Below are 23,215 nucleotides of genomic sequence, written 5' to 3'. Positions count from 1 at the left end.
ATGCGGCGCGCTCAGCGCTCCAGCGGCCGCTCCGGCACCCACGAGACAAAGAGTTCGTTGGCACGGTCGTAGAGCCGCCAGCCCGTGCCGCAGTCGCGGCAGCAGAACGACAGCATGCTGTACGGCACCCCGGCGGCACTCTGCGTCACCACCGGCGCGGTGCCGCGCAGCGCCAGGCAGGCCGGCGGCTCGCGCCGGCGCGGGTCGTCGGCCAGCGCCAGGCAGCGCTCGCAGGGCGGCGGGGCGGGGGTGGCGCAAGGATCTGGGGCGGCTGGCATCGTCGGCGGGAATGGGCACGTCTGACTTGAGTGCCCGCCATGATGCCGCAAAACTCCGCCCGGCAGCAGCACCCTTCGCGGATGACATCAGGCCGCCTGCGCGCGCGCCACCGTGGCGGGCGCGGCCGCGCGCTGGCCAAGCCACACGCTGCCCAGCACCAGCAGCGCTCCGGCCGCCTGTACCGCCGTCAGTGCCTGCCCCAGCACCAGGAAGCCGAGCACCGTGGCGCTGACCGGACTGAGCAAACCCAGCGCCGCCACCGCCGCCGACGGCATGCGGGCCACGCCGCGGAACCAGAGCGCGTAGCTGAAGCCGGCGCCGGCGACGCTGAGCCACGCGTAGCCGAGCCAGTTGGCCAGCGTGAAATGCCCCGGCAGCGGTTCCAGCGCCAGCGCGAACGGCAGCAGGAACAGCCCGCCCGCGCACAGTTGCCATGCCGTCAGCACCAGCGGCGAGACCGGCGGGTGCCAGTGCCGCGTCAGCACCGTGCCGACCGCCATCGACACCGCCCCCGCGGCCGCCGCCGCCACGCCGACGGCATCCAGCCTGGCGGCCGGCCCGAGCACCAGCAGCGCCACGCCCAGCAGCCCGCCCGCCCCGGCCATCCAGGCGGCGGGACGCGGCCGCGCACCCAGCCAGGCCCACGCCAGCACCACCACGATCAACGGCTGGATCGCGCCGACGGTGGCGGCGACGCCGCCCGGCAGGCGGTAGGCGGCGATGAACAGCATCGCCTGGAAGAAGCCGATATTGAGCACGCCCAGCACCGCGGCGCGCCACCACCAGCTGCCCCGCGGCAGTTGCCGGCCGATGGCCAGCATCGCCAGCCCTGCCGGCAGCGCGCGGATCGCGCCCGAAAGCAGTGGCTGCCCCGGCGGCAACCACTGGCTGGTGACCAGGTAGGTGCTGCCCCAGATCGCCGGGGCCAGGCCGGTCAGCAGGATGTCCCGCAGGCCCGGGCCGGCCGCCACGCCGGTGGAAAGTGGGTTCGCCTTCATGTCGATATTCTTGATATCAAGATAAATCACTTTACGAAGGCGATTGGTTGATGTCAAGATACTTCGGTCTGCTCGCCTATGCCTGCCCTCTGCCTGCCCTGCCCGATGACCGCCCGCCGCAAGCCCGAAGACGCGCCCGACCATGTCGACGGCATCCTCGCCCAATGGGCGCGCGAACGCCCCGACCTCGATGCCTCGCCGATGGGCATCCTCGGCCGGCTGGGGCGGCTCAATCGGCATACCGGCCGCGCCATCGAAGCTGCGCTCGGCGCAACGGGCCTGCAGCCGTGGGAGTTCGATGTGCTGGCGACGCTGCGCAGGGCCGGGCCGCCCTATGCGCTGTCGCCGGGTGCGCTGATCGGTTCGCTGATGATCACCTCGGGCACCATGACCAACCGGCTCGACCATCTGGAGCGGGCCGGGCTGGTGCGGCGCGAGCCCAATCCCGGTGACCGGCGAGGGCTGCTGGTGGCGCTGACCGACGGCGGCCGCGAGCGCGTCGACCACGCGCTGGAGTTGCACGTGGCCAACGAGCACCGCCTGCTGCAAGGCCTGAGCGCGACGGAGCGCGCGCAGCTGGCCACGCTGCTGCGCCACTGGCTGCGCATGTTCGAGCCGCCATCGGACGATGGCGGCGAAGGCAAGTCAGGCCACTGAGACGCGCTTCAGGCGCGCTGCGGCGCCTCGCGCAGATCGGGCAGGAACACCGTCAGCAGCCCCAGCAGCGGCAGGTAGGCGCAGTACTCGTACACCGCGCGGATGCCGTGCGTATCGGCCATGCCGCCCAGCACCGCGGCACCGATGCCGCCCATGCCGAAGGCAAAGCCGAAGAACAGTCCCGACACCATGCCGACCTTGCCGGGAATCAGTTCCTGCGCGAACACCAGGATCGCCGAGAACGCCGAGGCCAGGATAAAGCCGATGATGAAGGTCAGCACCGTGGTCCAGAACAGGCCCACGTGCGGCAGCAGCAGCGTGAACGGCGCCACCCCCAGGATCGAGGCCCAGATCACGCGCTTGCGGCCGATGCGGTCGCCGATCGGGCCGCCCAGGATGGTGCCGGCGGCGACCGCGAACAGGAACAGGAACAGGTGCAGTTGCGCGTCCTGGCGCGCCAGCGCGAAGCGCTCCATCAGGTAGAAGGTGTAATACGAGGTCAGGCTGGCCATGTAGAAGTACTTGGAGAACACCAGCACCATCAGCACCACCATGGCCCGCACCACCACGCGCGTCGCCACCGGGCTGGCCGTGGCGCCGGCTGCCTTGCGCTTGCGCGCGCCCTGCGCCAGCTGGCGTGCGTACCAGCCGCCGATGCGCCACAGCACCACGATGCCCACCAGCGCCGCCAGCGAGAACCACGCCAGGCTGGCCTGCTGGTGCACGATCAGCGCCGCCAGCAGCGGGCCCATGGCGCTGCCGCCGTTGCCGCCCACCTGGAAGATCGACTGCGCCAGCCCGTGCTGGCCGCCCGATGCCATGCGCGCCACGCGCGACGACTCCGGGTGGAAGATCGAAGAGCCGGTGCCGACCAGCGCCGCGGCCACCAGCAGCACGCCATAGCTGGGCGCGACCGACAGCAGCAGCAGGCCGGCCAGCGTAAACGCCATCGCCACCGCCAGCGAATGGGGCTTGGGATGCTTGTCGGTGTACAGGCCCACCACCGGCTGCAGCAGCGACGCGGTGACCTGGTAGGTCATGGTCAGCAGCCCGATCTGGGTGAAGCTGAGGTTGAAACCGCCCTTCAGCATCGGATAGATCGCCAGGATCAGCGACTGGATCATGTCGTTGAGGAAGTGGGCGAAGCTGATCGCCGACAGCACGCGGAAACCGGTGCGTTGCGCCTGCGGGGACGGGGTCAGCGAAGGGGTCGCGGGGGCTGCGCCAGCCGGCGCGGAGTCGATGGTTGTGCTCATTGGCGGCTCTCGACAAACGGAAAGCGGCCGGCGGGGCGCCGGCCAGGAACAGTCTGAGCACCGATGCTAGCTGGCGCGCCGGCGCCTGTCCTGCGAGAATAGGTCCGCAACCTTGGAGAAAAGGACATGGCGCGCGCCCCCCGCCTTCTTCCCGTGACCGCGCCCGCAACGGCGCCCGCGAGCCGCCGCGCCCGTCAGCCGCTGCCCGACCCCACCCCCGAGACGCTGGCGCTGGGCGATACCTACGCCGATCCGCCGCCCTATTTCCGCTTCGACCGCAGCCCGCTGCCGGTCACGGCGATGGCGGCCGACTACCTGCCCGGCCACGTGACCCAGCCGCACCAGCATCCGCATGCGCAACTGATCCACGCGGTGCATGGCGTGATGGTGGTGGCCACCGCCGAAGGCCAGTGGATCGTGCCGCCCACGCGCGGCATGTGGATGCCGGGCGGCACCACGCACTGGATCCGCATGGTCGGGCGGGTGCAGATGCGCACCGCGTATATCCGGCCCGATGCCGCACCCGACCTGCCGCAGCGCTGCACGGTGCTGGGCATCTCGCCGCTGCTGCGCGAGCTGATCCTCGCAGCGGTCGAGATCGCCCTGCCCTATGCGCCCGATACGCGCGATGCCCGGCTGATGCGGCTGCTGCTCGACGAGGTGATGCTGGTGCCGTCGCTGCCGCTGCACCTGCCGCGGCCGGCCGATGCCAGCCTGCGGCAGATCTGCGACGCCATCGCCGGCGCGCCCGACACCGCGCTGACGCTGGCCGGCTGGGGCGCGCGGCTGGGGCTGGATCCCAAGACCATCCAGCGCCGCTTTGCGCGCGAGACCGGCATGACCTTCGGCCAGTGGCGCCAGCAGGCGCGCCTGCTGGCCGCGCTGGAGAAGCTGGCGGCCGGCAGCAAGGTGGTCGATGTGGCGCTGGACCTGGGCTATGACAGCCCGAGCGCGTTCGCCACCATGTTCCGGCGCCAGTTCGGCGTGCCGCCGAGCGCGTTCTTCCGTTAGGACGCCGTGGGCGCGAGCCGCGCTCAGTGGCCCAGGTAGCGCTCCACCAGCCGGGTCCAGTAGGCGGCGCCGACGGTCAGGTTGTCGTCGTTGAAGTCATAGCCGGCGTTGTGCAGCAGCGGCTGGTTGGCGCCGTTGCCCAGCCGCACGAAGCAGCCGGGGCGCTGCTGCAGGAAGTAGGCGAAGTCCTCGCTGCCGGCAATGCGCGCGGCCTGGTCCACCACCTTGCCGCCGCCGACCAGTTCCTCGGCCACCTGGCGCGCGAACTCGGTCTCGCGCTCGCTGTTGACCAGCACCGGGTAGCCGCGCACGTAATCGATCTCGGCCACCGCGCCGTAGCCTTCGGCGTGCGAGGTGGCGAGCTGGCGGATGCGGTGCTCGAGCGCGGCGCGCACGTCGGGGCTGAACGAGCGCACGCTGAGCTCCATGCGTGCGTGGTCGGGGATCACATTGGGGGCGTGGCCCGCGTGCAGCGTGCCGATCGTCACCACCGCGGTTTCGTTCGGGTCGACATAGCGCGACACCACCGACTGCAGCGCCATCACCAGGCTGCCCGCTACCAGGATCGGATCGACCGACTGGTGCGGGCGCGCGGCGTGGCCGCCCTTGCCGCGGATGGTGATGCTGACGGTGTCGCACGCCGCCATGAACGGGCCCGAGCGGAACAGGAAAGTGCCCTGCTCCACGCCCGGATGGTTATGCAGCCCGAAGATGGCATCGCAGGGAAAGCGCTCGAACAGGCCGTCTGAAAGCATGCGCTCGGCGCCGCCGCCGGCGCCGATTTCCTCGGCCGGCTGGAAGATCAGGTGCACGGTGCCGTTGAAGTTGCGCGTGCGCGCCAGCTGCCGGGCCGCGCCGAGCAGGATCGCGGTGTGGCCGTCGTGGCCGCAGGCATGCATGCGGCCGGCGTTGACACTGGCGTACGGCAGCGCGGTGCGCTCGTGGATCGGCAAGGCATCCATGTCGGCGCGGATGCCGACGCTATGGCCACTCTCGCCACAGCGCAGCGTCCCCACCACGCCGGTACCGCCCACGCCGCGCGTGACCGCGTAGCCCCAGTTTTCCAGCAAGGTCGCGACCAGGCCGGCGGTGCGGACCTCGTCGAAGGCCAGTTCGGGATGCTGGTGGATATTGCGCCGGATGGCTTCGAGTTCGGCGCGGCTGTCGAGGGTATCGGCCAGCGCGCAGTATCGGTGCTTCAGCGCAGACGCGGGGGACTGGAGGGTGGCGCCGAGGTAAGACTCGATTTCGGGGGCGTGCTCGGACATGGCGTTTTGCTCTCTGGCGAAACCTGTATAACCAGTATTTCACGCAGAAAACGCAAGCGAAACGCCAGACCCCGGATTTCCTGTAAAACCATGTAATCGGGCCGCATTCTGCGCCAGAACTGTTGCCCTAATCGTACGTTTTGTGAGCAAATCCAACGCTTTGTATAAAAGCGTATCGATGCGGAACCCTTGCGGCGGCGCCGTCAGCGCTCGCCGTACGCCACTACCCGCTGCGTCTGCTCGCCCAGCCCGTCCACGCCGAGGCGCATGGTGTCGCCGGCTTTGAGGAAGCGCGGCGGCTTGCAGCCCATGCCCACGCCCGGCGGCGTGCCGGTCGCGATCAGGTCCCCTGGCAGCAGTGTCATGAAGCGGCTGACATAGCTGACCAGCGTGGCCACGTCGAACACCATGGTCGCGGTGGTGCCCAGCTGCAGGCGCTCGCCGTTGACCTCCAGCCACAGCCCCAGCGCCTGCGGGTCCGCCACTTCGTCGCGCGTCACCAGCCACGGTCCGGCCGGGCAGAAGGTGTCGCAGCCCTTGCCCTTGTCCCAGGTGCCGCCGCGCTCGATCTGGAACTCGCGCTCCGAGACATCATTGACCACGCAGTAGCCGGCCACGTGCTCCAGCGCCTGCTCGCGCGAGACGTTGCGCGCGGTGGTGCCGATGACCACGCCAAGCTCCACTTCCCAGTCGGTCTTGAGCGAGCCGAACGGCAGCATCACCGCATCGTTGGGGCCATTGAGCGAGCTGTTGGCCTTCAGGAACACGATCGGCTCGGCCGGCAGCGGCATGCCGGCTTCGGCGGCGTGGTCGGCATAGTTCAGGCCGATCGCGACAATCTTGCCGAGTCCGGTCCAGGGCACGCCGAAACGCGCGCCTTCGATGACCGGCAGGGTGTGCGGGTCGACCTGCGCCAGCGCCTGCAGCGCGGCGGGCGCCAGCTGCGCCGCATCGACATCGGGGATCACGCCGGACAGGTCACGCACGTGGCCTGCATCATCGATCATGCCGGGGCGCTCGGCGCCGGGATTGCCTACTCGAACCAGTTTCATCGTCGTCGTTGGGGGTGAGTTCTCGGAAGGGGTTTCAGGCGGATTGCTTGAGCGCGCCGTTGCGCCCGTTGCCCTCGGCCAGCGTTTGCGCCACCACGGTCAGCACTTCCCGGGCGGTGTTCTCGGAATGGCTGCGCAGCACCTGGGCCAGCCGCGGCCGGCCGGGTTCGCGCAGCGCGGCCATGATGGCCTCGTGTTCTTCGTGCGACTCCTGCCAGCGCAGGGTATCGGCGTTGGCCGCGCCGCGCGCACGGTGCACCTTGCTCATCAGGGTGGCGTAGACGCTGGCCAGCACCGGGTTGGCGGCGCCGTCGATGATGAGCTGGTGGATTTCCTGGTTGATGCGGAAATAGTCGGTGCGCCGGCCGGCGGCGTGGGCATCGATCATGGCCAGGTGGCGCCGCTCCAGCTTGGCCATCGCCGCCGCGCCCAGCCGCTGCGCCGCCAGTTCGCCCGCCAGTGCCTCCAGCCCGTGCAGCGTTTCGAAGGTGGCGCGCAGCTCTTCCAGGTCCAGCGGTGCCACCCGGTAGCCGACGTACTGCCGGTGCAGCACCAGCCCCTCGGACACCAGCACCTTCAGGGCCTCCCGCAGCGGCGTCTTGGACACATCGAAGGTCTCGCAGAAGGCCCGTTCGTCGATGCGCGCCCCGGGCGGCAGTTCGCCCTCTTCGATCATGGTGCGCAGCCGCGCGGCGATCTCGGCCGACATGCCAAGCGTGCGCAGGCGCGCGGAGGGGGAAAGCGTTTGTGTCACAGACGTCACCAAAAAGGGGAAATGCACCACAGCAAGGCTACCACACACCCAAATTGTGCATCCGCAACATCGTAAAATCAATGACTTACACGCGTTGTAATTACAGATTACGTATCCTATACTGCGGCCTGTTGCGCGACACCCCACCAGAACTGCCTCAACCAAAGGACGAAAACAGGAGACGCCGTCATGCAGACGACAACGCGGGCAACAGCGATGACCGAGGCCAAAACCTCGGTGCGCTGGAAGATTTTCTTGATGATGCTGTTTCTCATCGCGATCAACTACATCGATCGCGCCTCGCTGTCGGTGGCGATGCCGCTGATCGCCAAGGAGTTCGACCTCAGCCCCACCATGCAGGGCCTGATCCTCAGCTCCTTCTTCTGGACCTACGCGCTGATGCAGGTGCCGGGCGGCATGCTGGCCGACAAGTACAAGCCGCGCATCGTGATCGCGTGTGCCACCGTGTTCTGGGGCATTGCCCAGGCCGTGGCGGCCTTCACCACCAACGCCACATCGCTGCTGCTGACCCGGCTGGGGCTGGGCGCGGCGGAGGCGCCGATCTACCCGGCCGGGGGCAAGCTCAATGCGATCTGGATGACGCAGAACGAGCGCGGCCGCGGCGCCACCCTGCTCGACGGCGGCGCGCCGCTGGGCGCGGCACTGGGCGCGATCATCATCACGTGGCTGATCGCCTCGCTCGGCTCGTGGCGCCTGGCCTTTATTGTCGCCGGCGTGGGCACGGTGCTGGCCGGCGTGCTGGCCTGGTACTACGTGCGCAACTCCCCGCGCGAGCACCGCGGCGTCAATGAACTGGAAGCGCGCTACATCGAGGAAGCCCTGGCCAGTGAACACCGCGCCGAGCCGGCCAACCTGTCGGGCCGCTCGCTCGACTTCTTCAAGTACCGCTCGGTGTGGTGCATGGCGATCGGCTGGATGTGCTTCAACACCGTGTTCTACGGCCTGCTGACCTGGATGCCCAACTACCTGAACAAGGTGCACGGCTTCGACATCAAGCAGATGGGCGGCGCCAGCTTCATCATCTTCTTCAGCGGCTTCGTCGGCGAACTGATCGGCGGCTGGATCGCCGACAAATGGAAGGAAGCCGGCGGCCGGCCCAACGTGGTGATGCGCACGCTGTTCGGCATCGCCGCCGTGGTGGCCACGGCGTCGATCTTCTCGGTGGCCTATGTCACCGATCCGGTGGTGGTGGTCGTGCTGCTGTCTTCCACGCTGTTCTTCCTGCGCTGGTGCGGCCTGTTCTGGTGCGTGCCGTCGATGCTGGGCACGCGCAACAAGGTCGGCTTCCTCGGCGGCGTGATGAACCTGGGCGGCAATATCGGCGGCATCTCGGTGCCGATCATCGTCGGCATGATCGTGCAGTTCACCGGCTCGTACTTCCTGGCGCTGATGTTCTTCGCCGCGGCCGGCGTGGGCCTGCTGCTGGCTTCCACCGCGATCGACTACGAGACTAAGATCCCGGTCTGAAGACCCGTCGGATCACCGAGCTCCGCAAACAGAAGATATCCCGCGACAGGCGCCGGCAACGTCCCGGCGCCCGCACTCACTCCTGAGACAGAACCACAATGACCAAGCAAATCCGACTCGGCATGCTGACGCCGTCTTCCAACACCGCGCTCGAACCGATCACCAGCGCGATGGTGGCCGGCCTGCCCCATGTCAGCGCGCATTTCTCGCGCTTCACCGTCACCGAGATCTCGCTGCGCGACCAGGCCCTGGGCCAGTTCAACCTCGACAAGATCCTCGCCGCCGCCGGCCTGCTGGCCGACGCGCGCGTCGATGTCATCGCCTGGAACGGTACGTCTTCCGGCTGGCTCGGCTTCGACAAGGACGAAGCGCTGTGCAAGCAAATCACCGAGGCCACCGGCATCCCGGCCACCACCTCGGTGCTGGCGCTCAACGAGATCCTGGACAAGACCGGTGCGCGCAACTTCGGGCTGGCCACGCCATACCTGGAAGACGTGCAGCAGCGCATCATCGCCAACTACGAGCGCAGCGGCTTCCACTGCGTGGCCGAGAGCCACCTGGACCTGCACGTGAACTACAGCTTCGCCGAGGTCGAGGAAGACACCATCCGCGCGATGGTGCGCGGGCTGGCGCAGCACCAGCCGCAGGCCATCACCACCTTCTGCACCAACCTGCGCGCCGCGCACCTGGCCGAAGAACTGGAAGCGGAGACCGGCATCCCGCTGTACGACACCATCTCCACGGTGGTGTGGAAATCGCTGCGGCTGTGCGGCGTGGACACGCGCGAACTGCGCGGCTGGGGCCGCCTGTTCCGCGAGGTCGAGTAAGCCGGGACGCCCCCGCGTCCTGTGCAGAGCTGCAATGCGCGTCCGCAAGGACGCGCATTGCTGCATAAGAGCCCCGATCCTAGACTGCCTGCACGGCCGCCACAATGGCGTGGCGGCCAGGCAACCACCACAGGATCGCGATGAAGCTCTACTACACGCCGGGCGTCTGCTCGATGGCCGTCCATATCGCGCTGCGCGAAGCCGGACTGCCGGTCACGCTGGCCAGGGTCGACCTGCACACCCACAAGCTGGCCGTGCCCGAGCACGGCACCGACGACTACTACACCATCAACCCGCGCGGCTACGTGCCGCTGCTGCAGCTGGACGATGGCTCGCGCCATACCGAGGTGGCGTCGCTGCTGCAATACATCGCCGACCTCGTCCCCGAACGCAGGCTGCTGCCCGCCACCGGCACGCGCGAGCGTCTCGAAGCCACCGGCTGGATCACGCTGGTGTCGACGGAGTTGCACAAGGTCTTCAGCCCGTGGCTGTGGCACAAGGAAACCGCGCAAAGCACCCAGGACGAATGCAAGGCCCGGCTGCAGCGCCGCTTTGCCGAACTCGAGCAGCACCTGCAAACCCGCCAGTACCTGACCGGCGACACCTTCACGGTGGCCGATGCGTACTGCTTCACCATCGTCGGCTGGGCCCGCATCCTCAAGCTGCCGCTGAACGACTACCCGGCGCTGCAGCAATACCTGTCGCGCGTGGGCGCGCGGCCCGCGGTGCAGGAAGCGATGCGGGCGGAAGGGCTGGTGCGCGACTGAGCTCGGTGGTCGGTGAAGCGCTGCTCAGCGCGGCGCGGCGAGCAGCGCTTCGATCTGCGCCACCAGTTCCTTGTCGTCCGGCGTGGTGCGGCTGCCGTAGCTGGCCACCACCTTGCCGTCGCGGCCGATCAGGTACTTGTAGAAATTCCATTTCGGCGCGGTGCCGGTCTGCTTCGCCAGCAGCGCGTACATCGGATTGGCCTCGCTGCCGCGCACATGCGACTTGCCGAGCATCGGGAACTTGACGCCGTAGGTGTTGTAGCAGAAGTCCGCGATCTCTTTCTGCGAGCCCGGCTCCTGCGAGAAATCGTTGGACGGGAAGCCCAGCACCACCAGCCCGCGCGCGTTGTACCTGGCGTACAGCGCCTCGAGTCCTTCGTACTGCGGCGTGAAACCGCAATAGCTCGCGGTATTGACCACCAGCACCACCTTGCCCGCGTACTGGCACAGGTTCTGCGGCGCGTCGTCCTGCAGGCGCGGGAAGGTGAAGTTGAGCGATGCCGGGCAGGTGCCAGCGGCGTCGGACGCGGCAGGCTTGTCGGCCGCGCGCAGCGGTGCCGGCAACAAGGCCGCGCTGGCGGCGGCCAGGATGAGGGCGGCAGCCAGGGAAACGGACAGGCGCAAAGGCAGGGGGCGACGGCTCATGGCGAGGGGGCTCCGGTGGTCGGCTCGCTGGTTCGGGTACGCGTAGTCTACGCCGATGGCGCCCGGCCGGCTGGCATCGCGCGTCAGTCCATCGCCAGCGTGGCGGCGTGCTCGGTGACGCTGCTGCGCAGCTCGACGTCCGGCATGCGCCGCACGATCAGCAGCGCCAGCACCGCCGCCGCCGCGCCCACCGCAAAGATCAGGTGGAAGCCGGATTCGACGCCGCCGGCCAGCACCGCGCGCGCCCACGGCGACAGCTGCGTCAAGGCCTCGCTGCCATGGCGCAGCGCGCCGAGGTCCAGCGCCTGCGTGACCCCCGAGGCCGCCAGCGCGTGGCGGAATTCCAGCGTCAGCAGCGTGCCGGCCAGGGCGCCGCCAAGGGCGCTGCCGAGCGAGCGCAGCACCAGCAGCGCGCCGGTGCCGGCGCCGGTATCGCGGCGCTCCAGCGCGTTCTGCACGCTCATCAGCGTCGCCACCATGGTGATGCCCAGGCCCACGCCGGCCAGCGTCATCGCCGCCAGCACCACGGCCAGCGGCACCGCCGGGGACACCAGCGCCAGCACGATCAGGCCCAGCGCGCCGGCGATATAGCCCGCGCTCAGGATGCCGCGCATGCGGCCCACGCGCGGCGCCAGCCACGCGACGATGAAATTGCCCGCCACGGTCGCCAGCAGGAACGGCATCACCAGCAGGCCGGAGGTCGACGCATCGGCGCCGCGCACCAGCTGGAAATGCAGGGGCAGGGCGAAGATGCACAGGAAGATGTCGAGCGCGGCCAGCGCCGACGCCGCCACGCCCAGCACATAGGCACGGTTGGCGAACAGGCGCGGCGGCAGCATCGGGTCGGCCGCGCGGCGCTCCTGCCAGGTCAGCAGCAGCACGGCAGCCGCCGTGGCCAGCAGCAGCGCGCCCAGTTCGGGCGAGAGCCAGTCATAGACATCGCCGCCCCAGCTCATCGCCAGCAGGAAGGCGACGATCGCCACCGCCAGCAGCAGCGCGCCGAGCCAGTCCACGCGCGCGCGCCCGCCGCGCGCGGGCAGCATGGCCAGGCCGCGGTAGCACATGAACATCGCCAGCAGCCCCAGCGGCACGTTGACCCAGAACAGCCAGCGCCACGACATGTGGTCGGAGACCCAGCCACCCACCAGCGGCCCGGCGATCGACGCCACCGCCCAGACCGTGGCCAGGTAGCCCTGGTAGCGCCCGCGCTGGCGCGGCGCCACCACGTCGGCGATGGCCGCCTGCGCCAGCGACATCAGCCCGCCGCCGCCCACGCCCTGCAGTGCGCGGAACAGGATCAGCTGCCCCAGCGTCTGCGCCAGCGCGCACGCCACCGAGGCGCCGATAAACAGCGTGATCGCCACCATCAGCAGGCGCCGCCGCCCGAAGCTGTCCGACAGCTTGCCGTAAAGCGGCGTGGTCACCGTCGACACGATCAGGTAGGCCGTGACGATCCACGACAGGTGGCCGAAGCCGTTCAGGTCGTTGGCGATCGCCGGCACCGCCGGGATCACCACGGTCTGGTCGAGCGCGGCCAGCAGGATGCACAGCACGATGCCGCCGATCACGCGCATCACCGCGCGGTGGTCATGGACGGGCAGGGCGTGGGTGGTGCCGGGGGTAGCGGAAACTGGGGATGCAGCGGAAGCGGGCGAAGACATGGGCAAGCACAAGCCGCAGCCATGTGCGGCGAAAGCAACGTCGAATGCGGGGAATCCGGGCCGGGAACCGCGCGAGGGGGGCATGACGCCGGGGCGGCTGGCCTAATTCAGCGAACGCATAATTATATGCGGCCGGCGCATATCGTGCTGCGACGGGAGCGGGACGGCGGAATGCGGCCGGAGCGCGGCAGCCGCTGCCTTCGCCCGCGATCGGGGCAGGCAGCGACTGATAAAACGCTAATGACCGCCGCCAGTGATGTAGTGCTCCAGCTGCTCGATGATGAACTGCTGTTCGGAGATGATGTCCTTGACCAGGTCGCCGATCGACAGCATGCCGATCAGCTCGTCGCCCTGCATCACCGGCAGGTGGCGCAGACGGTGCCGGGTCATCAGCGCCATGCATTCGTCGGTGGTCTGGTTGGCGCTGACGTAGATCACCGCGGGGGTCATGATGTCGCGCACCAGCGTCTCGCGCGAGGTGCGCTGCATCAGGATCACCTTGCGCGCGTAGTCGCGCTCGCTGAGGATGCCCTTGATCTCGCCATGCTCGATGACCAGCAGCGCACCGATGCCTTTCTCGGCCATCAGCTGCAGCGCGGCGTAGACGGACGCCGTGGGCGGAATGCTGTAGATGGCCTGACTCGGCTTGGACTCCAGAACCTGGCGTGCGGTTTTCATCACCAACTCCTTTTCCGTCGAGAAACATGCGGCTGGCGCTACCTGGCTTGCTGCCAATGGAAACAGAGTAGCAAAGGAATGCGCGGGCTTACAGGGTGACTTACGCTAATCTTTGTAAGCATGGGTGTGGCGCCGCAAATACCGGCGCTGCCCGCCTCACTCGGTCAGCATCCGCACCTTTACCTTTTTGCCCTTGACCTTGCCGGCGTTGAGCCGCTTCACCGCCTCGCGCCCGATGCTGCGCTCGACGGCAATATAGGTCGACATTTCCAGCACGTTGATCTTGCCGATCTGCTCCTTGGCAAAGCCGGCTTCGCCGGTCAGCGCGCCCAGGATGTCGCCCGGGCGGATCTTTTCCTTGCGGCCGCCCAGCATCTGCAGCGTCACCATCGGCGCCAGCAGGCGCTCGCTGCTGGCGGGCGTCAGTTCGGCCAGCGGGTGCCATTCGAACTCGCCGCCGTGGTGCTGCTCCAGGTTGCCCACGCGCCCCATCTCGTCCATGCTGACCAGGCTGAAGGCCCAGCCCTCCTGGTCGGCGCGGCCGGTGCGGCCGATGCGGTGCACGTGGACCTCCGGGTCGGGCGTGATCTCGACATTGATCACCGCCTCGAGCTGGGCGATATCGAGCCCGCGCGCAGCCACGTCGGTGGCCACCAGCACCGAGCAGCTGCGGTTGGCAAACTGCACCAGCACCTGGTCGCGCTCGCGCTGCTCCAGCTCGCCATGCAGCGCCAGCGCCTGGTAGCCCTGCGCGCGCAGCAGCTCCACCAGGTCGCGGCAGCGCGCCTTGGTATTGCAGAAGGCCAGCGTGCTGGCCGGCCGGAAGTGGTCCAGCAGCCGCGCCACCGCGTTCAGGCGCTCGCTGTCTTCCACCTCGTAGAAGCGCTGGCGGATGGTGCTGTTGTCGTGCGTGGCTTCCAGCTTGAGCGACTGCGGCTGGCGCAGGAAGCGGTGGCTGAGCTTGTCGATGCCGGGCGGGTAGGTCGCCGAAAACAGCAGCGTCTGGCGATCCCGCGGGCAGCGGCTGGCCACATAGGCGATATCGTCGAAGAAACCCATGTCGAGCATGCGGTCGGCTTCGTCGAGAACCAGCGTGTTGATCGCCGCCAGGTCCAGGCTGCCGCGATCGATGTGGTCGAGGATGCGCCCTGGCGTGCCGACCACGATATGCGCGCCGTGGATCAGGCTGTCGACCTGGGGGCGCATCGGCGAGCCGCCGCACAGCGTCAGCACCTTGACGTTCTCTTCGGCGCGCGCCAGGCGGCGGATTTCCTGCGTGACCTGGTCGGCCAGCTCGCGCGTCGGGCACAGCACCATGGCCTGCACGTCGAAGCGGCGCGGATCGAGCCGGTGCAGCAGCGCCAGCCCGAACGCGGCGGTCTTGCCGCTGCCGGTCTTGGCCTGCGCCACCAGGTCGTGGCCGGCCAATGTGATTGGCAGGCTGGCCGCCTGGATCGGCGTCATTTCGTCATAGCCCAGCTGCGCCAGCGTGGCGAGCATGGCGGGCGCCAAGGGCAGGGTGGAGAAAGCGGGGCCGGCTGGCGGCTGCGCGGGTGCTTGGACGGGGGTCGAGTTCATGCGGGATTATAGCGATCCGGCGTCAGGCTTCCGTAGCGGCGGGCGGGGTCCAGCCCAGCCGCTGCAGCAAGGCCTGGGCGGCGGCCGGCGCGCGCTCCTTGGCACCGTTGATGAAGAAGATAAAGACTTCGCGCTTGCGTGCCGCGGGCTTGCGGTCCTCGAGCAGCGGCAGGTCATCCGGCTGCGCGCCCTGCGCCCATGCCTGCGCGCGCGCGGCCCAGGCGTCGAGCGCCTTGGGACCATAGCCGGTCTTCAGCTTCGCGCTGCTTTCCATCAGCCGCGCGTAGACGAAGTCCGCGGTCAGGTCCGCCATCGACGGGAATTTCTGCGCGTCGGTGAAGACCGTGGCGGCCTTGTACTTGCGCGCGAGCCTGAGGTAGCCGGGCGACCTGAAACTGTCGTGCCGCACCTCCAGCACGTGGCGCAGTGTCACGCCTTCGACGGATGTCGGCAGCAATTGCAGGAAGGCTTCGAAGTCGTCCGCGTCGAACTGCTTGGTCGGCGCGAACTGCCACACCACCGGCCCCAGCTTGCGGCCCAGCTCGGCAATGCCGCTGTCGATAAAGCGCGCGATCGAGTCGCCGGCTTCCGCCAGCACGCGGCGATTGGTGGCAAAACGCGAGGCCTTCACCGCAAAGACAAAGTCATCGGGGGTCCCGTCGCGCCATTTGGCAAACGACGTGCGCTTCTGCGTGCCGTGATAGGTGCTGTTGATCTCGATCGCGCTGAGATGCCGGCTGGCGTAGTCCAGCTCACGCGACTGCGGCAGCCTGGCGGGATAGAAGTTGTCGCGCCACGGCGCGTAATTCCAGCCCCCGATGCCGACGCGCACCAGCCCGGCCGCCGCGGCGGCCTTGCGCGATGGCGCGGTCGATGTGGTCTTGGACGCGGCCGCGGACGCGGCCACGATAGTTGCGGCAGGCGTGGTTGCGGCCTTCGCCGCGGTGCGTGCTGGCATGGCGCGGTCTCCCGAGACGCAAGACTGGCAGTCTAGCGGGAAACCGCGCGATGCGGTGGCGAATGCGACCAGACCGATCGCCCATAAAAAAACCGGAAGAGGGCTATGCCCCCTTCCGGCCCGCTCCCCGATCCCCCGGGTTCAGAACGAGAAATTGAGCAGCACGTCCGCGATATTGACGTCCGCGGGCTGCGTCTGCACGGCCCCGCCGGCGCTGGTGGCCTGGATGCTGTACTTGCCCGCCGCGGCGCCATCCGGCGACAGCGGAATCGGCAGCGCGGCCTGGTAGGTGCCGATCACCGGCGCGGCCACCGGCAGCGCGGGTTCGGTCGCGAACAGGCTGTAGGCGCCGGTATCGCTGGCCGCCGCGGTCGCGGCGATTTCAAAGGTACCGCCGCTGACCAGTTGCAGCGCGCGCAGCGTGGCTTCAGCCGAGGCCGGCGCCACCGCGCCCGAGACGCGGCGATAGCTCGAGGCCGGCAGCGTCATCGGCGCCGCGGCGGTCGAGATCGCCGTGGGCGTGCCCACCACCACCGGCACGCCGCGCACGATGCCGGCCGCCTTGGCATTGGCGGCGCCCGGCACCACCACTACGTCGACCGGACCGGCCGTGCTGCTTTGCTCGATCGGCGACAGGCGGAAGCTGCCGTTGGCATCCGCCACGGTCGACTTCACCACCACGCCGTTGCGCTCGGCATAGACCCGCGCGCCCGGCGCCGCGGCCACCACGCCGTTGACTTCGCCGCTGACGGTCATCGGGATCGCGGTCACCACCGGCTTCAGGCCATAGGTGCCGTTGCCGCGCGTCACCACCGACTTGCAGGCGTCGAAGTCCAGCACCAGGTCGGTCAGCGTGTCGCGTGCCACCGTGAACGGACGATTGATCTTGATGCCGGACTGGACCGCGCTGGGCGTATCGAGCGGCTGCTCGGCGCCGCCGACCGGCACCACGGAATTGGCCAGCGCCGAGGCCCCGCCGCCGCGGTTGGCATCCAGCACCAGGCGCACCTGCTGGTAGTCGCCGGCCGGCAGTGCGGTCTGGCCCAGCACCGTCATCACGCCGTTGGTCAGCGACAGCAGGTCGATCTTGCGCGCCGGCACCACGTCGATATCGACCCAGCCCCCGGTGCTGGCGTCAGCGCTGGCGCTGCTGTGCACGCGCACCTTGTTGACGGTCACGAAGACATTGTTGAAACCGCAGGCCGGCGCATCGGTCATCGACACCTGCAGCGTGCCGCGCCCGGGGCCATCGTCGCCGCCGCCGCCGCCGCCGCAGGCGGCCAGCGCCAGCACGCCGCTCAGGGCCAGCAGGCGCAACGGTGCAGAAGTATTGGAAAGGACTGACACGGTGGTTCTCCGCTTTGTTGTTTGTGGGGTGATCGGAGCATATGTTGCGGTTCGCATATTCGTTGTAAATCTTTGTAATACGTTGTGAAAAAGTCCGCGCGTGCCCGGCATGTCCACTCGGTCTGACCTGGAACAACGCAAGCAGCGTTGACTTGCCGATTTCAATGCAATGCCGCACGGCATCTGCTGCGGCCGCGCTGTTGCCCATGCATGCGGGCCTCGGCTTTGCCGCTGCGTCGCAGCGCGACGCATATTGCAGTGCATTGGCGCTATCCGGCATACGGCGCGACCACACCCGAATTTGCACCGCTCGGCTGCGCGCAGTGGCCGGTTCCACCCGCTTGGGCATCGAGAATGCGCCGGGGCGAGCATGATTTCGCTGCGTTGTTTCGTCAACGTCTTCGTACGGCTAGCGATTTGCAGCACTTGGCTCAAGTCGGCAGGCCGCGCTCCGTATCCAGCGGGGTGGAAATCCCACGTTGCAGATTCCTGCACACGCCCCCAACGATTCCTTACGAAGGATTGGCATCCCGCCCGGCTACGGCCCCACCGGCCGCCCCTGGTACCAGCAGGCTGCCGCGGCCGGCAAACCGGTGGTCACGCCGCCTTATGTCGATGCCGGCACCGGCAAGCTGGTGGTGGCCTTCGCCGCGCCGGTGGTGCGCGACGGTGCGGTGCAGGCAGTGGTGTCCGGCGATGTGGCGATGGACACGGTGATCGCCAACGTCAAGGCGATCCACCCGTCGCCGGCCAGCTTCGGCATGCTGGTGGCCCGCAACGGCGACATCGTCGCCCACACCGACGACAAGCTCACGCTCAAGCCCGTCACTGAGCTGGTGCCCGCGCTGAGCGCCGACCAGCTTGCCGCCTTGGCCGGCGCCAAGACGCCGCTGGAAGTCGATGTGCACGGCAGCCCCAAGCTGCTCGGCGCGCGCGCCATCGCCGGCACCGACTGGCTCGTCATCGTCGCGCTCGATAAGGCCGGGGCCAGCGCCGGCATGCGCTCGGGCCGCGCTGGTGGAGCAGTCGACCGCGGCGGCAGCGGCGCTGCAGGCGCAGGCCGGCAGCCTTGCGAGGGCGGTGGGGCAGTTCAGGCTGGACTGAACCGGCTGGCCGTCATCGCGATCTGGCCCGCGGCACGGGCGGGCGCTCGCGCCGGCCGCCGATCGCCCCGGTGGCCGCCGCCTGCACGATACGCCGGAAGGTCGGGCACTCCATGTGGCTGGGCGCCGGGCACACCGCCGCGTGCCGCAACCCGTCGCGCATCGCCGTCAGCTTGCGGATGGTGCGGTCCAGCTCATCCGCCCTGGCGGCCAGCATCTGCCGGTCGATGCGCGGCTGGCCCTGCGGCGAGAACATCCGCGCAATGTCGTCCAGCGAGAAGCCGGCCGCGCGCCCCAGCGCGATCAGCGCCAGCCGCTCCAGCACGCCCGCATCGAAGATGCGCCGCATCCCGCGCCGGCCAGTCGACACGATCAGGCCCTTTTCCTCGTAGTAGCGCAGCGTCGAGGCCGGCACGCCGGCCTGCCGGGCCACTTCCGCAATATCCAGGCTTTTCACCGCTTGACCTCAAGTCGACTTGAACTGGCACAGTGTAGCTTCCAGCCAGGAAAAAGGGGTACGACCATGGGTGAACAACGGCAAACCAGCGGTAACGGCGGCGAGCAGGCCGCACTGTGGAACGGTGCATCGGGCCAGGCGTGGGTGGAGCACCAGGGCCTGCTGGACGACATGTTCCGGCCTTTGGAAGAACAACTGCTCCAGGCCGCCGGCAACGCCGGCGCGCAGCGCATCCTCGACGTCGGCTGCGGCACCGGCAGCACCACGCTGGCGCTGGCGCGGCGCCTGGGTGCGCAGGGCCGCTGCACCGGCATCGATATTTCCGCGCCGATGCTCGCCGCCGCGCGCGCCCGCGCGCAGCGCGAGGGCATCAACGCTAGCTTTATTCACGCCGATGCGCAGGAGCACGCGTTCGCCCCGGCAAGCTTCGACATGATCGTGTCGCGGCTGGGCGTGATGTTCTTCAGCGATCCGGTGCGTGCCTTCGCCAACCTGCGCTGGGCGGCGACGTCCGACGCCACGCTGCACTGCATCGCCTGGCGCAGCGCCGCCGAGAACCCCTTCATGACCACCGCCGAGCGCGCCGCCGCGCCGCTGTTGCCGGAGCTGCCGCCGCGGCAGCCGGGTGCGCCGGGACAATTTGCCTTCGGCGACCGCGAGCGCGTGCTGTCCATCCTGCAAGCGAGCGGCTGGGACAATATCGACATCCGCCCGAGCGACGTGACCTGCACGCTGCCGGAGCGCGCGCTGGCCGGCTACCTGTCGCGCCTTGGCCCGGTCGGGCTGGCGCTGCAGGGCGCCGATGCCACCAAGCGCGAGCGTGTCATCGACACCGTGTGCGCCGCATTCACGCCGTACGTGCATGGCGACACCGTGCGCTACACCGCGGCGTGCTGGACCATCACGGCGCGCGCCACCGCGGCCGCTTTGCCCAATGGCCGCGACTCGAACCATGCCTGATCACGCTACCGCAATGCTGCTGCATGCCACGGTGATCGGCACCGGCGCCACGCTGGTCATGGATGCCTGGGCCATCCTGCGCAAACGGCTGCTCGGGGTGCCGGCATTGAACTATGGCCTGGTCGGGCGCTGGCTGGCATGGCTGCCGCGCGGACGCTTCCGCCACCACCCCATCGCCGCCACGCCACCGGTACGCGGCGAGCAGGCCATCGGCTGGATCGCCCATTACCTGATCGGCATCGCGTTCGCGGGAATATTGCTGGCCTTATGGGGTCTCGATTGGACACGCCGCCCGACGCTGGCACCGGCGCTGATTGTCGGCCTCGGCAGCGTCGCCGCGCCCTTCCTGCTGATGCAGCCCGCGATGGGTGCGGGGATCGCGGCCAGCCGCATGCCAAGGCCGAATGTGGCGCGGCTGCAGAGCCTGGTGACGCATGGGGTGTTTGGGGTGGGGTTGTATGGGGCGGGTTGGCTAGGGAGACTGATCGCGGATCCAGGCTGGTGATTTGCCTGAGCGCCTCCCATTGCAATCGGACCGTTCGCGGCCATTACGACCGCGGCGTCATTCTGGCACCGGATACTTCCTCGCATTCATCTCCATCTTCGCCCGCACCGCCGCGTCCAGGTCCACGCCGAGCGCCGTCACCAGCTGGGTCAGATAGATGGTGATGTCCGCCAGCTCCTGCTCGACATGCTCGCGCTTGGGCGTGGACATGATGGCGCGCGACTCGTCCTCGGTCTGCCACTGGAAGATCTCGACCAGTTCGGAGACCTCGACGCTCAGTGCCATCGCCAGGTTCTTGGGGCTGTGGTACTTGCCCCAGTGACGGGCTTCGCCGAAGTCGTAGGCGGCTTGCTGGAGGTTCTTGATATCGATCAGCGGCATGGCAGTGTGGCGAAAATGTTTGGCGCGCACCTCTCCGGTGCGAGCAAGACGCAGATTTAAGCACGAGCCGGCCGCCCTCGACACGCACGCCGCGGGGGGCTTACCCTTCGCTTGTGGATCGACCGTCGCCTCGGAGGTTTCCATGCGCCCGACTCCCGGCCTTGCCGTTGCCACGCTGGCCGGCACGCTTGCCTATCTGGTCATTGCCATTGCTGGCTGGGGCGGGCCCGCACCGTTCTTTGCCCACCCGGCGCGCGTCGCGCTGGCGCTGATCCTTTTTGCTCTCGCCATTGCCGCACTCTTTTCCGGCGGCAACGTCAGCAGTGGCATGCGCGAGGACCGCGGCAACCGCTGGGTGCTGGCCGTGTTCGGCGTGCTCGGGCTGCTGGCGGCGTACCTGCCGCCGTTGAGCGACCGCATCGGCGTCTGGACCATCGACGGCGACACCATGCGCTGGATCGGCGTGGCGCTGTTCGCCGGCGGCGGCGTGCTGCGGCTGTGGCCCGTGTTTGTGCTGGGGCGGCGCTTCAGCGGCCTGGTGGCGATCCAGCCCGGCCACACGCTGGTCACCACGGGGATCTACGGCGTGATCCGGCACCCCAGCTACCTCGGCTTCCTGATCAGTTCGCTGGGATGGGTACTGGCCTTCCGCTCCGGCGTGGGCGTGGTGCTGACGCTGCTGATGGTGCCGCCGCTGCTGGCGCGCATCCGGGCGGAAGAGGCGCTGCTGCGCGACCAGTTTGGCGACGCCTACGCGTCGTACTGCGACAGGACGTGGCGGATGCTGCCGGGCATCTACTGATCGCGACGAAGCGGCGCACCGTTCACCTGCACGATAAATCCGCCGACCACCAAGGGTTATCCCTAGGCATTCATTCCCATTTTCCGGGACTCACAGTTTTGATTTCCGGGAATCCGGTCCTATTCTTGGGCCCCATGTTGAATGCTGTCGACCCCACCATCATCCCCGCGCCGGCCGCTCCCACGCCTGCCGATGCCGCCCAGCCCGCCGGCGGCGCCGATCGCGTGCTGTTCGTGCTGGCCGCGCTGGCGCAACACGGCGCGCCGATCTCGGTGCGCGAACTGGTAACCAGGACCGGCCTGCCCAAGAGCACGCTCTATCGCCAGCTGATGCTGCTCAAGCGCTGGGGCTTCGTGCTCGAGTCCGACGGCGAATACGCGCCGGGCCCGATCAGCCTGCAACTCGCCCTCGGTTTCGACATGGCCTCGCACCTCGCCCGCGAAGCCTTGCCCGATATGCGCCTGCTGGCGCAGCAGTCTGATGAAAGCGTCGGCCTGGTGGTCGCGGTCAAGGACCACGTGGTGTGCCTGGAGATGGTGGAGAGCCGCCAGTCGCTGCGCTGCTCGTTCGAAAAGGGCCGCGGCGTGCCGCTGCGCGCGGGCGCGTCGGCCAAATCGCTGCTGGCCTTCATGCGCGACGACGCGCGCGAGCGCGTGGTGCGTGCGCAGTGCGAGCCGGCCGAAGCCGAAAAACTGCTGCATGAACTCGCCGCGATTCGTGACACCGGCTATGCCGTCAGCGAAGGCGAAGTCGATCCCGGCGTGTGGGGCGTGAGCGCCCCGCTGTTCTCGCGGCGCGCCAGGGCCGGGGCGCATGGCTCCATCACGCTGATGGTGCCGGCCACGCGGCGCCAGGGCCGCGAAGGCGCGCTGATCGACATGACCGTGGCGGCAGCCATGCGGATTTCCGCGCGGCTGCAGTCGTACTGAACACCCGAGCCATCGTTACCGCCGCCGTCCGCAAGCCCGCGCGACGGCAGATTTTCCGTTCCCGGAACAAGGAGACCCCCATGAACCTTCGTCGCAAATGCCTGATCGCCGGCCTCTCGGCCGTGGCCGGACTGACCCTTGGCGCCGCCGCGCACGCGCAGGACAGCAACGTGCTGCGCGTCGCCACCGACGCCACCTTCCCGCCGATGGAGTTCATCGAGAACGGCAAGCGCACCGGTTTCGACGTCGAGCTGGTCGAGGCCATGGCCAAGACCATGGGCAAGCAGGTGGAATGGACCAACATCGACTTCAAGGGCCTGATCCCGGGCCTGGTCTCGCGCCGCTTCGACATGGCCGTGTCCGGCATCTACATCACCCCGGAGCGCCGCAAGGTGGTCGACTTTACCGAGCCGTACTACACCGGCGGCCTGGTGGCGCTGGTCAAGAGCGGCAACACCACCATCAGCAAGCCGGACGACCTGAACGGCAAGAAGGTCAGCGTGCAGGTGGGGACCAAGTCGGTCAGTTTCCTGCGCGACACCTATCCGCAGGTGCAGCGCGTGGAAGTCGAGAAGAACCAGGAAATGTTCAACCTGGTCGAGATCGGCCGCGCCGACGCCGCCGTGACCGGCAAGCCGGCGGCGATGCAGTACGTCAAGACCCGCGGCGGCCTGCGCATGGTGGAGCAGCAACTGACCACCGAGGAATACGGCATGGCCGTGCGCAAGGACACGCCCGAGCTGACCCGCGCCCTCAATGCCGCGCTGGCCAGGGTCAAGGCTGATGGCACCTACGCCAAGCTGACCCAGAAGTGGTTCGGCCCCGCCGCCAAGTAAGCCACGCGGACCGAGATC

At 68.7% G+C, this 23,215-nt stretch carries 24 protein-coding genes and 1 pseudogene; 11 read left to right on the top strand and 14 right to left on the bottom strand.

The window, feature by feature from the left end:
- Positions 1 to 11 precede the first annotated feature (11 nt).
- Positions 12 to 278 carry a hypothetical protein gene (locus CBM2586_RS00300; protein WP_115663383.1) on the bottom strand — a complete coding sequence of 89 codons (267 nt, stop codon included), beginning with the start codon at positions 276 to 278 and terminating at the stop codon, positions 12 to 14.
- Between the two features lie 87 nt (positions 279 to 365).
- Complete coding sequence (locus CBM2586_RS00295) at positions 366 to 1,277, bottom strand: EamA family transporter (protein ID WP_115663852.1); 912 nt, start codon at positions 1,275 to 1,277, stop codon at positions 366 to 368.
- Between the two features lie 105 nt (positions 1,278 to 1,382).
- Between CBM2586_RS00295 and CBM2586_RS00290 the strand changes: the two genes are divergently transcribed.
- Positions 1,383 to 1,934 carry a MarR family winged helix-turn-helix transcriptional regulator gene (locus CBM2586_RS00290; RefSeq protein WP_115686584.1) on the top strand — a complete coding sequence of 184 codons (552 nt, stop codon included), beginning with the start codon at positions 1,383 to 1,385 and terminating at the stop codon, positions 1,932 to 1,934.
- An 8-nt stretch (positions 1,935 to 1,942) separates the two neighbouring features.
- Here CBM2586_RS00290 and CBM2586_RS00285 read toward each other — a convergent pair whose 3' ends face one another.
- Positions 1,943 to 3,190 carry an MFS transporter gene (locus CBM2586_RS00285; protein WP_231942525.1) on the bottom strand — a complete coding sequence of 416 codons (1,248 nt, stop codon included), beginning with the start codon at positions 3,188 to 3,190 and terminating at the stop codon, positions 1,943 to 1,945.
- Between the two features lie 126 nt (positions 3,191 to 3,316).
- Between CBM2586_RS00285 and CBM2586_RS00280 the strand changes: the two genes are divergently transcribed.
- Complete coding sequence (locus CBM2586_RS00280; protein WP_172587045.1) at positions 3,317 to 4,201, top strand: AraC family transcriptional regulator; 885 nt, start codon at positions 3,317 to 3,319, stop codon at positions 4,199 to 4,201.
- Positions 4,202 to 4,224: 23 nt separating this feature from the next.
- Here the strand turns inward: CBM2586_RS00280 and CBM2586_RS00275 are convergent, their stop codons facing one another.
- From CBM2586_RS00275 to CBM2586_RS00265, 3 genes are all read right to left on the bottom strand, one after another.
- Positions 4,225 to 5,469: a M20 aminoacylase family protein gene (locus CBM2586_RS00275; RefSeq protein ID WP_115686583.1), complete on the bottom strand. Its 1,245-nt coding sequence runs from the start codon at positions 5,467 to 5,469 to the stop codon at positions 4,225 to 4,227.
- A gap of 203 nt (positions 5,470 to 5,672) precedes the next feature.
- Positions 5,673 to 6,521, bottom strand: a complete 849-nt coding sequence (locus tag CBM2586_RS00270; protein ID WP_115663386.1) for a fumarylacetoacetate hydrolase family protein — start codon at positions 6,519 to 6,521, stop codon at positions 5,673 to 5,675.
- 34 nt (positions 6,522 to 6,555) lie between these two features.
- Complete coding sequence (locus CBM2586_RS00265; protein WP_172587044.1) at positions 6,556 to 7,275, bottom strand: GntR family transcriptional regulator; 720 nt, start codon at positions 7,273 to 7,275, stop codon at positions 6,556 to 6,558.
- Positions 7,276 to 7,464: 189 nt separating this feature from the next.
- Between CBM2586_RS00265 and CBM2586_RS00260 the strand changes: the two genes are divergently transcribed.
- From CBM2586_RS00260 to gstA, 3 genes are all read left to right on the top strand, one after another.
- Positions 7,465 to 8,763, top strand: coding sequence for an MFS transporter (locus CBM2586_RS00260; protein ID WP_115663388.1), 1,299 nt, complete (start codon positions 7,465 to 7,467; stop codon positions 8,761 to 8,763).
- Positions 8,764 to 8,861: 98 nt separating this feature from the next.
- Entirely contained in the window at positions 8,862 to 9,590 is a 729-nt protein-coding gene (locus CBM2586_RS00255) for a maleate cis-trans isomerase family protein (RefSeq protein ID WP_115686581.1), read from the top strand.
- 140 nt (positions 9,591 to 9,730) lie between these two features.
- Positions 9,731 to 10,357, top strand: a complete 627-nt coding sequence (gene gstA, locus CBM2586_RS00250) for a glutathione transferase GstA (RefSeq protein ID WP_115686580.1) — start codon at positions 9,731 to 9,733, stop codon at positions 10,355 to 10,357.
- A 24-nt stretch (positions 10,358 to 10,381) separates the two neighbouring features.
- On the opposite strand, the gene CBM2586_RS00245 is transcribed toward gstA, so the two are convergent.
- The 6 genes from CBM2586_RS00245 to CBM2586_RS00220 form a co-directional block, all read right to left on the bottom strand.
- Positions 10,382 to 11,002, bottom strand: a complete 621-nt coding sequence (locus tag CBM2586_RS00245; protein ID WP_115686579.1) for a glutathione peroxidase — start codon at positions 11,000 to 11,002, stop codon at positions 10,382 to 10,384.
- Between the two features lie 83 nt (positions 11,003 to 11,085).
- Positions 11,086 to 12,576, bottom strand: coding sequence for an MDR family MFS transporter (locus CBM2586_RS00240; RefSeq protein ID WP_115688582.1), 1,491 nt, complete (start codon positions 12,574 to 12,576; stop codon positions 11,086 to 11,088).
- A 324-nt stretch (positions 12,577 to 12,900) separates the two neighbouring features.
- The gene (locus CBM2586_RS00235) at positions 12,901 to 13,341 is read right to left on the bottom strand and encodes a CBS domain-containing protein (protein WP_115663393.1); all 441 of its coding nucleotides are present in this window, start codon (positions 13,339 to 13,341) and stop codon (positions 12,901 to 12,903) included.
- A gap of 156 nt (positions 13,342 to 13,497) precedes the next feature.
- Positions 13,498 to 14,919 (bottom strand): ATP-dependent RNA helicase DbpA, encoded by a 1,422-nt coding sequence (dbpA, locus tag CBM2586_RS00230; protein ID WP_115686578.1) that lies wholly within the window; start codon positions 14,917 to 14,919, stop codon positions 13,498 to 13,500.
- 22 nt (positions 14,920 to 14,941) lie between these two features.
- On the bottom strand, positions 14,942 to 15,877 hold the full coding sequence (locus CBM2586_RS00225) for a DUF72 domain-containing protein (RefSeq protein ID WP_115686577.1): 936 nt from the start codon (positions 15,875 to 15,877) through the stop codon (positions 14,942 to 14,944).
- A 141-nt stretch (positions 15,878 to 16,018) separates the two neighbouring features.
- Positions 16,019 to 17,224, bottom strand: a complete 1,206-nt coding sequence (locus tag CBM2586_RS00220; protein WP_115663396.1) for a DUF4382 domain-containing protein — start codon at positions 17,222 to 17,224, stop codon at positions 16,019 to 16,021.
- A 524-nt stretch (positions 17,225 to 17,748) separates the two neighbouring features.
- Between CBM2586_RS00220 and CBM2586_RS00215 the strand changes: the two are divergent.
- Positions 17,749 to 18,231, top strand: a pseudogene (locus tag CBM2586_RS00215) (PDC sensor domain-containing protein); the annotation flags it as partial.
- A gap of 109 nt (positions 18,232 to 18,340) precedes the next feature.
- On the opposite strand, the gene CBM2586_RS00210 reads toward CBM2586_RS00215, so the two are convergent.
- A complete protein-coding gene (locus CBM2586_RS00210) occupies positions 18,341 to 18,784 on the bottom strand; it encodes a helix-turn-helix domain-containing protein (protein ID WP_115663855.1) in 444 nt (147 codons plus the stop codon).
- Positions 18,785 to 18,850: 66 nt separating this feature from the next.
- On the opposite strand from CBM2586_RS00210, the gene CBM2586_RS00205 reads away from it, so the two are divergent.
- A complete protein-coding gene (locus CBM2586_RS00205) occupies positions 18,851 to 19,744 on the top strand; it encodes a class I SAM-dependent methyltransferase (RefSeq protein ID WP_115663397.1) in 894 nt (297 codons plus the stop codon).
- A gap of 13 nt (positions 19,745 to 19,757) precedes the next feature.
- Entirely contained in the window at positions 19,758 to 20,249 is a 492-nt protein-coding gene (locus CBM2586_RS00200) for a DUF2938 domain-containing protein (protein WP_373424186.1), read from the top strand.
- A gap of 57 nt (positions 20,250 to 20,306) precedes the next feature.
- On the opposite strand, the gene CBM2586_RS00195 is transcribed toward CBM2586_RS00200, so the two are convergent.
- Complete coding sequence (locus CBM2586_RS00195) at positions 20,307 to 20,630, bottom strand: nucleotide pyrophosphohydrolase (RefSeq protein WP_115686576.1); 324 nt, start codon at positions 20,628 to 20,630, stop codon at positions 20,307 to 20,309.
- A 142-nt stretch (positions 20,631 to 20,772) separates the two neighbouring features.
- Here CBM2586_RS00195 and CBM2586_RS00190 point away from each other — a divergent pair, with 142 nt between their 5' ends.
- The 3 genes from CBM2586_RS00190 (at position 20,773) to CBM2586_RS00180 (ending at position 23,197) form a co-directional block, all read left to right on the top strand.
- Positions 20,773 to 21,432, top strand: coding sequence for a methyltransferase family protein (locus tag CBM2586_RS00190; protein WP_115686575.1), 660 nt, complete (start codon positions 20,773 to 20,775; stop codon positions 21,430 to 21,432).
- 134 nt (positions 21,433 to 21,566) lie between these two features.
- A complete protein-coding gene (locus CBM2586_RS00185) occupies positions 21,567 to 22,361 on the top strand; it encodes an IclR family transcriptional regulator (protein WP_115686574.1) in 795 nt (264 codons plus the stop codon).
- A gap of 80 nt (positions 22,362 to 22,441) precedes the next feature.
- Positions 22,442 to 23,197 (top strand): glutamine ABC transporter substrate-binding protein, encoded by a 756-nt coding sequence (locus CBM2586_RS00180; RefSeq protein ID WP_115686573.1) that lies wholly within the window; start codon positions 22,442 to 22,444, stop codon positions 23,195 to 23,197.
- Positions 23,198 to 23,215: the final 18 nt, after the last annotated feature.

This window comes from Cupriavidus taiwanensis (assembly GCF_900250115.1).
Lineage (GTDB): Bacteria > Pseudomonadota > Gammaproteobacteria > Burkholderiales > Burkholderiaceae > Cupriavidus > Cupriavidus taiwanensis_B.
The sequence above is the reverse complement of the archived record's forward strand: the minus strand, read 5'-3'. Positions and strand labels throughout refer to the sequence as shown.